General features: G+C 57.4%; 7 protein-coding genes. All 7 read left to right on the forward strand.

Annotation, left to right across the window (positions count from 1 at the left end; genetic code table 11):
- Positions 1-124 precede the first annotated feature (124 nt).
- Entirely contained in the window at positions 125-1,102 is a 978-nt protein-coding gene (locus tag CDO73_RS10365) for a sugar ABC transporter substrate-binding protein (protein ID WP_088488447.1), read from the forward strand.
- Complete coding sequence (locus CDO73_RS10370; protein ID WP_088488448.1) at positions 1,099-2,565, forward strand: sensor histidine kinase; 1,467 nt, start codon at positions 1,099-1,101, stop codon at positions 2,563-2,565. The genes CDO73_RS10365 and CDO73_RS10370 overlap by 4 nt, the downstream gene beginning before the upstream one ends.
- Positions 2,540-4,090, forward strand: coding sequence for a response regulator (locus tag CDO73_RS10375; RefSeq protein ID WP_088488449.1), 1,551 nt, complete (start codon positions 2,540-2,542; stop codon positions 4,088-4,090). The genes CDO73_RS10370 and CDO73_RS10375 overlap by 26 nt, the downstream gene beginning before the upstream one ends.
- Positions 4,087-5,403, forward strand: a complete 1,317-nt coding sequence (gene xylF / locus CDO73_RS10380) for a D-xylose ABC transporter substrate-binding protein (protein WP_088488450.1) — start codon at positions 4,087-4,089, stop codon at positions 5,401-5,403. Before CDO73_RS10375 ends, xylF begins: the two co-directional genes overlap by 4 nt.
- Before the next feature lie 344 nt (positions 5,404-5,747).
- Positions 5,748-6,866, forward strand: coding sequence for a sugar ABC transporter substrate-binding protein (locus CDO73_RS10385; RefSeq protein WP_088488451.1), 1,119 nt, complete (start codon positions 5,748-5,750; stop codon positions 6,864-6,866).
- A gap of 99 nt (positions 6,867-6,965) precedes the next feature.
- Positions 6,966-8,534, forward strand: coding sequence for a sugar ABC transporter ATP-binding protein (locus CDO73_RS10390; protein ID WP_088488452.1), 1,569 nt, complete (start codon positions 6,966-6,968; stop codon positions 8,532-8,534).
- A 38-nt stretch (positions 8,535-8,572) separates the two neighbouring features.
- Positions 8,573-9,748 carry a sugar ABC transporter permease gene (locus tag CDO73_RS10395; RefSeq protein ID WP_088488453.1) on the forward strand — a complete coding sequence of 392 codons (1,176 nt, stop codon included), beginning with the start codon at positions 8,573-8,575 and terminating at the stop codon, positions 9,746-9,748.
- Positions 9,749-10,294 lie beyond the last annotated feature (546 nt).

The raw sequence follows: 10,294 nt of genomic DNA on the forward strand, positions 1-10,294 counted from the left end.
ACATCTACCCAGAAGACGGGCGATTTGCTAAAGTAGTAAAACTGAAATGAGACGAGTTTATCCCTTAAACGATTGGAATAAAATGTTATAATGAAATTATCCTTACAGGGAAGAGGGATCGCGCTTGCATAAGACGATCAGTTTGGCGCTCGGCACGATCTGCGCCGTTTTTCTTTTTTTCACCATGATCTCCGCTATCCGCTTCGTTCAATCCGCTTGGCAGCCTCCCGAACCTCAGCAGCGAGCGGAAGAGCGTTATCGCTTGGTTCTGATCACGCAGGATCTGGGCACGCCGTTCTGGAACAAAGTGGGCGAAGGCGCGGAAGCCGAAGCGGAGAAGCTCGGAGCCAATCTCGAGATCTGGGGGACGTACGGCGAAGACCGCGAAGATTTCTTGAAGCAGCTCGAGATCGCGATCGATTCCAAAGTCGACGGCATCATCGTGCAGGGCATGGATCAAGACGATTTCGATAATCTGACGAAAGTCAAAGCCGCTTTCTACGGCATTCCCGTTATTACCGTGGCAAGCGACGTGCCGATGTCCGACAGCATGCGCAAGACCTATGTAGGCTCGAACGCGCTGGCGGCGGGCCGAATGATCGCGGAACGCCTCGTTGCCGATATGGGCGAAAAAGGCACGGTGGTGCTGCTGGGCGACAGCCGCGAGGAATACGATCAGCGCCAGCGCGTGCTCGGCGTTCGCGGCGTGCTGAGCGCTTATCCGAATATCCGTATCGAATACGTGACGACGTCCGACGAAGAACAGCGGATCGCGGCGGCGACGCAGGACGTCATGAACCGTTTTCCCGAAGTGAAAGCGTTTATCTCGGTGGACGCCAATCTGACCGCCGCGATGGTGCAGGAGATCGGCAAGCGTTCGCGGATCGACCCGTATTACATTTACTCGTTCGACGACAATCCGGATATCAAGGCGCTGCTTGGTCAAGGCAAACTGGACGGGGTCGTCGAACAAGCACCGAGCGAAATGGGCGAGACGGGGGTCCGCATGATGGTGCAGTGGTTGGACGGCAAGACCGTTCCGCTCGATCCCGAAGGGTACCCGACCCCGATTCGCATCTCGACGACGGAGGACGCGTCATGATCGGAATTCAACGGAAAATCTGGACGCTGACCGCTCTCGTCATGTTTATCATGGCTTCGATCTGGATCATGCTGACTTACTACAACCAGAAAACGCAGGACCAGTACAACGATATTCTTCAGCGATATCTGCGGATGAACGAAGTGACTTCGGCCAGCAAGCAAACGGTCAATTCGCTGAACATTTACCTGCTGACGCCGACCGAAGGCAATCTGAGCAGCCTGCGCCGCAGCGAAGAACAGCTTCGGCAGGCGCAGAGTTCGATCGGCCTGCTGCGCAACGGCGGCAACGATTTCGCGCTGACCAGCTACATGAATCTGATCGACAGCCTGATCGAGACGTCGGATCGTTCCGTGCTGTTCAAGTCCGAACAGGAGAACGAAGATTCGTCCCGGGCGTTCGCCGAAGCGACGCGCATCTCGGGTTATATCTCGGAGATGACCCTTCAGCTGCTCGATATCGAGCTCAATACGTATCAGCAGTTCTACCGAAGCATCATCGAGCAGGCCGAAGAGCTCAAGAAGCTCGGCATCTGGATTCTGCTGGCGATCACGTTCGGACTGCTGCTGTTCACTTACTGGTTCTCGCTCAGCATCACGAGGCCGGTTCAGCAGTTGACGAAGGCGGCGCAGGATCTGGCGAAAGGCCAATTCGAGCGTCAGATCGTCGTCAATTCGTCGGACGAGATCTCGTTCCTCGCGACCACCTTCGAGCGGATGCGGGTGAACATCAACAATCTGATTCTGGAGATCCGGGAGAAAGCGCGGCTCGAAAGCGAACTTCAGCAGAACCGGCTGCTGCTTCAAGAAAGCCAACTGCGAAGTTTGCAGAGCCAGATCAACCCGCATTTCCTGTTCAATATTCTCGATACGTTGTCCAAAAAAGCTTTTCTGGAAGGCGCGGAAGAAACGAGCGATCTGCTCGTCAGCGTGGCCGGGCTGCTGCGGTACAATCTCAAGCGGCTCGATCGCGCGGTGACGCTGTACGACGAAGTGCGCGTCATGCGGCAGTACATGGAGATTCAGACGGCGCGTTTCACGGACCGGTTGACGCTGATCACCGAGATCGACGAGAGCTGCTTGTCCACGCCCGTGCCGGGACTGACTTTGCAGCCGATCGTGGAAAACGCCGTGACGCACGCGATCGAACCTTCGGAAAGCGGAGGCACGATCCGGATGACGATCGCCGACGCCGGCGACTGCGTGACGGTCGAGATCGCGGACGACGGGCCGGGCATGAGCGAAGAGAAAATCCGGGGAATTCTCGAAGAACGCGATACGCAGCCGGAAGGCCATTCGACGGGCATCGGATTCGGCAACGTCGTGCGGCGGCTTCGTTTGTTCTACGGAACGCCCGACGTGATCGAGATCGACGGCGGCGAAGGACGCGGCGTGCGCGTGCTGCTCAAATTACCGAAGATAAGGAGACACGACACCTATGACAAGACTGCTGATCGTGGATGACGAACAAGTCGGACGCGAAGGCTTGCAGGCTATATTGCGCAAAAGTTTTCCCGAGTTGACGATCGAACAAGCGAAGAACGGCAGGATGGCGATCGAACTCGTCGAGTCGTTCCGGCCCAATCTGATCTTGATGGACATCAAAATGCCCGGCATGGACGGCTTGCAGGCGACCGAGATCATCGGCGCGCAGTATCCGGAGATCAAGATCGTGATGGTTACGGCCTACGATACGTTCGATTACGCCCGGCGCGCGCTGAAACTGGGCGTCAAAGATTATCTGCTCAAACCGAGCAAAGCCGGCGAGATCAAAAAAACGGTCGGGCGCGTGATCGAGGAGATCGAAGCGGAAGAACGCGAACGCGAGCGCAGCCGTCTGCGCGAAGACGCGCTTCAGCGCGTGATGCCGGTGATCGAGACGGATATCGTGACTCAACTGCTGTTCGACCATGTGCACGAGGTGCATTCGGACGAATTGGTCGCTTGGCTCGGCGCGGACGCTTCCAGCGAGACGTTCGCCGTGACCGTTCTGGTGCCGGAAGAAGCCGAACAAGGAGCGTACGCCGCGATCCGGGATCGGATTCGCCGCGACGGCGCGGGTTGGGTAGGCGCGCTCTACGGCCGGCAGATTCCGGTTATCGCTTTCCGGGATCCGGAAAGGTCGTTCCGCGTGCAGGCGATCGAACTGGCCCGGACGCTGCTGGAGACGGCCGGAAAAAGTTCGCGGGAAAGTTGGTCCGTCGGCGTAGGCAGCGTCTGTTCGTCGCTCTCGCAGGTACGGCAGTCTTACCGGGAAGCGCTGCTGGCGATTCCCGATCCGGGGCAGCCGGTGCGTTATCGGCTCTATACGGACAAGCCGGAATCCGGAAACGAACCTTCTCTGCTGGATTATCCGGACAAACGTTGGGAACAGCATTTCTTCGAGCAGATCCGCGTAGGCGATTGGGACGGGATTCAGGCCGAAGCGCTGGACTTTCTGAGACGCTGCGAGAGCGAAGGCGCGGACCGGATGCATGCCCAGCAGCGGGTGCTGGAACGGCTCTGGGTCTCTTCGCGCGTGCTGGCGGAGATGGGCGTCGAGATCGACACGCCGACGTTCTCGTTCCAAGCGCAGGACTATCGGCAGCTTCGCGCCGAAACGGGCGCGATCCTCGACCGCATCAAGCAGGCGTACGCCGAACATTTGGAGCGGATCAAGCCGGACACGATCCGGCGGATCAAGCAGTATATCGCCGAACATTCGCACGAAGACATCTCGCTGGAAGCGATCGGGGAACGCTTCGAGCTGAGCCCGTTCTATATCAGCAAGCTGTTCAAAGAGCAGGTCGGCGTCAACTATATCGATTTCTTGACCGAATGCCGGATCGACAAAGCCAAGAAACTGATGAGCGACCCGGCGCGCAGCTTGAAAGAAATCACGTTCGAAGTGGGCTACCACGACCCGAACTATTTCAGCAAAGTGTTCAAAAAGATGTGCGATCTCTCGCCGACGGAATACCGGAGAGCGCTGCTCGGAGGGCGCGAATGAACGCGCGGGAGGCGCGCGGAAGCATAGGTCGAGAGCGTACAAGCGGCGCCCCGCAGCGCCGGACGCTGTCGGCGCTGCGCTTGTCGGCGGCGGCGGCTCTGCTGGCGCTGCTTCTGTCCGCCTGCTCGGGAGGCGGACAGCCGCCGCAGGCGGCGCCGGGCGCGGCCGCCGGCGCGCAGGGCGGCCAAGCCGAGGCCGGAGGCGCGCCGGCCGGAACGGGGGATACGGGTTCGGCGAGCGGCGAAGCGCTCGGGGGTTCCGGCGAAGCCGGCACCTCGGCCGCTCCGGCCGAGGGCGCGGAAGCCGGAACTTCCGGGGCGGAGAATCCGCCGCCCGCAGAAGCCGCGCTGCCGGGGCTGGACGCTTCCGGCCGGCCGCTGGTGATCGGCTTCTCGATGGATACGCTGCTCGAAGAGCGTTGGAAAAAAGACCGCGATCTGTTCCGAGCGGCGGCCGAGAAGCTGGGCGCGCAGGTAGTCGTCAAGTCGGCCGACGGCGACGACGCCCGGCAGGTGGCGCAGGCCGAAGCGATGATCAGTCAGGGGGTCGACGTGCTGGTCGTCGTGCCGCATAACGCGGAAGCGACGGCCGCCATCGTCAGCAAAGCGCACAAAGAAGGCATCAAGGTCTTGTCTTACGACCGCTTGATCACCAATGCGGACGTGGACCTGTACGTCTCGTTCGACAATGTCGAAGTCGGACGGCTTCAAGCCAAAGCGATGCTCTCGCTAGTGCCCGAAGGCAATTACGCGTACATCGGCGGCGCGGCTACCGACAACAACGCGCATCAGTTCAAACAAGGCGTATTCGATATTCTTCAGCCGCTGATCGACCGCGGAGATATCCGCATCGTCTACGACCAATGGTCCAAAGACTGGAAGCCGCTCTATGCGCTCGACAACATGCGCGAAGCGCTGGCCGCGAACGGACCGACGGGCATCGACGCGGTGATCGCGGCCAATGACGCGACCGGAGGCAGCGTCGTCGAAGCGCTCGGCGAACGCGGCCTCGCCGGGAAGATCCCGGTCGCCGGACAAGACGCCGACTTGGCGGCGATCCGCCGCATCGCAGCCGGCACCCAGACGATGACCGTCTATAAGCCGATCGGCCGGCTGGCCGAAGAGACGGCGAAGCTGGCCGTCGCTCTCGCTCAAGGCGAGAAGCCCCTGACCAGCCGCTGGGTCAACAACGGCAAGATCGAAGTGCCGTCGATCCTGCTGCCGCCGATCGCCGTCGATGCGAACAATATCGACTCGACGGTAATCAAAGACGGATTCCATACGCGGGCCGAAGTGTACGGAAGCGGCAAGTAAGCAGAAGGAATCGAAATAAGGGTCGCCGCTTTTAGGCGTCAGATCCCGAGCCAAGACCGCGAATCTTTGTCGTTCCGACAGGGATTCGCGGTTTTTTTGGAAATTTTCGAGGATGCGGACGAATGATTCGTACCGAAGAAATCCTGCAACCGCGCGGTTTGATCGCTTGGTTCCTTCACATTTTGCAAACGCTTTAATTTCCAGATTAAAAAAGTACAGGCGGTCGCAAAAGAGTGCTACTCTTCGCTGCTCCTCCGAAATGAAAGCGGTGTTATATTTGTTCTTGCCAGAACGATTCACCTTACGAAATACAATATCGGTCAAACCGAAAGGGGTTAGTTCAGTTGAAAAAACACGTTAAAGGGATTCTGCTCCTGGCTGCGGTCATGATGTTCTCTATCGTTGCAAGCGCTTGCGGAAACACAAACGGCAGCGGCGGCGGTGGAGGAAGCGTCAACGTCGGCATCGTACTTCCGACGAAAGACGAACCGAGATGGGTGCAGGACGAACAGCGTTTCAAAGACGCGCTCTCGGGCACGAAATACAACACGGAAATCTTGTTCAGCCAAGGCTCTTCCGCCAAAGAAAAAGAAAACGTGGAAACGCTGCTCAACAAAGGCATCAAAGTTCTCATCATCTGCCCGCAGGACGGCGACGCCGCTGCGGCAGCGGTCGAAGAAGCGAAGAAAGACGGCGTAACCGTCATCTCCTATGACCGTCTGATCACCAACACCGACGCGGTCGACTACTACGTCACGTTCGACAGCCTCGCGGTAGGCGCGGCTCAAGCGCAATACTTGGTCGACCACGCCAAAGGCAACGGCCAACCGCTGTACCTGTACGCAGGCGCCGCTACCGACAACAACGCGTTCCTGTTCTTCCAAGGGGCATGGGAAGTTCTTCAGCCGAAGATCGCGGACGGCACGTTCAAGATCGCGAACTCCACGGAAGCCGAAAAGCTCAAAGACACCAAAGACCTGTCCCGCGACCAAATGAGCAGCATCATCGGCCAAGTCACGACGAACTGGGATCCGAACGAAGCCAAAAACAAAGCTCAGACTCACCTGACAGCAGCCGCTGCCGACATGAAAGGCGACGTTGCGATTCTGGCTCCGAACGACGGCACGGCACGTTCCATCGCGGACGTATTCGCTTCCGACAGCGCGGTCACGAGCTACGTGATCACGGGTCAAGACGCCGAGAAAGCTTCGATTCAGTACATCATCGACAACAAACAATCCATGACGGTCTTCAAAGACGTGCGTACGCTCGTTAAAGACGCGATGGGCATGGCGGTCGAAGTACTGGACGGCAAAACTCCGGAAACGACAGGCTCTTACAACAACGGCAGCGTAGACGTCAAAGCGAAACAAACGGACGTTATCGTAGTCGACAAAGACAACGTGAAAAAAGAACTGATCGACTCCGACTACTACAAAGCGGACGAGTTCACAGGACTGTAAGAAAACCGGATGTGACAGCAAATAGCCGGCTGAGAAGCAGGGACGGGGACGCCCCGTTCCTCTTTCTCAGTGAACCGGGCGGTAAGGGGTGCGATAGAAATGGGCGGAAACATATTAGAAAAAACGAACGGACCGAAAGCCGGAGGCCCGGGCGGCAACATTCTCGAAATGCGCAATATCTCCAAAAGTTTTACCGGCGTCAAAGCGCTTCAGGACGTGAATTTTCAAGTCAAAAAAGGCGAGATTCATTTTCTGGTCGGCGAGAACGGCGCGGGCAAATCGACGTTGATGAAGGTGTTGAGCGGGGTCTACCCGTACGGAACGTATGAAGGCGACATCGTCTACGAAGGCGCCGTGCAGCAGTTCACCAAGATTACCGACAGCGTGAAGACGGGCATCGCCATCATCTATCAAGAGTTGGCGCTGTTCCCGGACTTGAGCGTATACGAGAACATTTTCGCAGGCAACGAGGTTAAAAAAGGCGGCATAATCGACTGGAACGAGACGATTATCGAAGCGCGCAAGATGCTGCAAAAGGTCAAGCTGAACGTCAACCCCGAGACGCTGATCCGCGATCTGGGCGTAGGCAAACAGCAGTTGGTCGAGATCGCCAAAGCGCTGAGCAAAGACGTCAAGCTGTTGATTCTGGACGAACCGACGGCGGCGCTGAACGAAAACGATAGCGAGAACCTGCTCAATCTGCTGCGCGAGCTGAAAAACCAAGGCATTACCTGCATCATGATCTCCCACAAGCTCAAGGAAGTCATCGCGATCGCCGATAAGGCGACGGTCATTCGCGACGGAAGAACCATCTGCACGCTGGATGCCTCCAAAGGCGAGATTACGGAAGCGGCGATCATCAAGAACATGGTCGGCCGGGATATCGAGGACATCTATCCGAAGCGTCCGGACAAGAAGTTCGGCGATCACATTCTCGAAGTCAAAAACTGGACCGCTCACGATCAAGAGCTCGGCCGCGATCTGGTCAAAAATGTCGATTTGTATGTGAAGAAAGGCGAAATCGTGGGTATCGCGGGCCTGATGGGTTCGGGACGTACGGAGTTCGCGCTCAGCATTTTCGGCAATCCGAGAAATTACAAATTGAACGGCGAATTGTACATCGACGGCAAACGCAAGAAATTCAACCATACGAGCGACGCGATCAAAGCGGGCATCGCTTACGTGACCGAAGACCGCAAAGGCGACGGCTTGTTCCTGATCCAAGACATCAAGAGCAACGTCAGCGTAGCGAATCTCAAAGGCATCGCTCCGGGCGGCGTCATCAACGATAACGAAGAAGTCAAAGTCGGCAACGATTACAAAAGCTCGATGGGCATCAAAGCGCCTTCCGTCGAACAGTTAGTCGGCAATCTGAGCGGCGGCAACCAGCAGAAAGTCTCGCTCGGCAAGTGGCTGTTCGTGGGACCGAAGCTGCTGATCTTGGACGAACCGACGCGCGGCATCGACGTCGGCGCCAAGTTCGAGATCTACACCATCATGAACAAGCTGATCGATCAGGGCATGAGCATCATCATGATCTCGTCCGAACTCGGCGAAGTGCTCGGCATGAGCGACCGCATCTACGTTATGGCCGAAGGCCGGATCAAAGGCGAGATCGCGGCGGAAGACGCCGATCAAGAGAAAATCATGGAGTTCGCCACGCAGTAATCTTGTCAACGCATTAGTTTTAGTAGGAGGGGAAAACCTTGAACTTCTTCCAAGAAGCCAAATCTTTGCTCAAAGTAAATATTCGCGAATACGGCATGTACATCGCTTTGTTCGTAATCATGTTAACCTTCACCATCATGACGAACGGATTGTTCATCTCGTCGCGCAACATCAGTAACCTGCTCGACGCTACCGGCTACATCGCCGTACTGGCCGTCGGCATGACGCTCGTCATCGTCATCCGGCATATCGACTTGTCGGTCGGTTTCGCCGCCGGTTTCATGGGCGCGATCGCGGCGATCATGCTGTCGCAGCTCGGCGTACCGGTCTACTTCACGATTCCGATCATCCTCGTTCTGGGTATCGTGATCGGCATGTTCAACGGCGTGCTGGTCGCGTCCGTCGGCATCCCGGCCTTCGTATCCTCGCTCGCCGGTATGTTGATCTTCCGCGGCGCGCTGCTTCAAGTGACCGAGAAGACGGGCACGATCATCGTCAAAGACGACACGTTCAACGCGCTGGGTAACGGATTCCTTCCTTCGATGGGTCATATCGCCGGCCTGAACGTGCTGTCGCTGATCCTCGGCGCGCTGGTCATCTTGTACTTCGTGTACGCCGAAATCTCCAAACGCAACCAGAAGATCAAATACAAATTCGAAGTGCCTTCGAACAAAATCTTCGCGATCAAGCTGGTGTTCGTGTCCGCGATCATCGCTTACGTCACTTGGATTCTGGCCGGCTACAACGGCTTCTCGTGGACGGTTGTCATCACGCTGCTGGTCGTCGCGATCTATCACTTCCTGACGACGAAGACCGTGCTCGGCCGCCATATCTACGCGGTCGGCAGCAACCCGGAAGCGGCTCACCTGAGCGGCATCAACGTCAAGAAGATCACTTACATCGTCTTCGGTTCGATGGGCATGCTGTCCGCCCTGTCCGGTATCCTGTACACGGCGCGTCTGCAATCCGCAACGACGACGGCCGGCACGCTGTTCGAGCTTGACGCGATCGCGGCCGCTTACGTCGGCGGCGTATCGGCAGCGGGCGGCGTCGGCAAAGTCACCGGCTCCATCATCGGCGCGGTCGTTATGGCTTCCTTGTCCAGCGGCATGAACCTGCTGGGCGTGGGCATCTCGTACCAGTACATGATCCGCGGCGGCGTTCTGGCCGCAGCCGTTATCTTCGACGTCATGACTCGCCGCAAGAGAGGCTAATCGGGTTCTTGCCTGTTCGGCCGACTTCCGGATAGCTCGGATTTTCGTCTTGCGGGAACTTCTCGAATCGCTTCGCGGCTTTGCCCGAACGTTTCGATCTCAGCTTCTCTTGCAAGTCTTGCAAGTACTCGCAGCCGTTTTCGCCTTTTTTTCTCTTTTCGGGAAGAAAGCGCGAAAGCGGCTTTTTCGTATTCAGGGGTCTGTCGAATAAAGCGTTCTTTTCGGCAGGCGGCAGGCTGCTCGAAGGCGGAACTGCCGAAAACGAAGCGGAGTCAGCCAAAAAAGGGTAATATCGAAGAGCGCTACGCCGGATCGACCGGATCTTCGCCGCGCCAACGGAACGAGATGACGCTTAGAGCGCTTTTTGCGGCAGTTTGAAATTCTAACGGAACCAGATGACGCTTAGAAAGAAAAACAGGCGGTTTTGGAGCAAAAAAGGGCCGTTTCGAGCGTCTAACGAATCGTCGTTCCGTTAGCGTCGGGAAAAGGCTTGATTTGCGGCTCTAAGGAATCTAAGATCCGTTAGCCGAGCCGCCGAGCCGCCGA

Origin of the sequence: Saccharibacillus sp. O23, from assembly GCF_002205895.1 — a bacterium.
In the GTDB taxonomy this organism is placed as follows: domain Bacteria; phylum Bacillota; class Bacilli; order Paenibacillales; family Paenibacillaceae; genus Saccharibacillus.

Coding starts and splice junctions, on each gene's coding strand:
- CDO73_RS10390 (WP_088488452.1), top strand. CDS start 6,966: ATGGGCGGAAACATATTAGAAAAAACGAACGGACCGAAAGCCGGAGGC.
- CDO73_RS10375 (WP_088488449.1), top strand. CDS start 2,540: ATGACAAGACTGCTGATCGTGGATGACGAACAAGTCGGACGCGAAGGC.
- xylF (WP_088488450.1), top strand. CDS start 4,087: ATGAACGCGCGGGAGGCGCGCGGAAGCATAGGTCGAGAGCGTACAAGC.
- CDO73_RS10370 (WP_088488448.1), top strand. CDS start 1,099: ATGATCGGAATTCAACGGAAAATCTGGACGCTGACCGCTCTCGTCATG.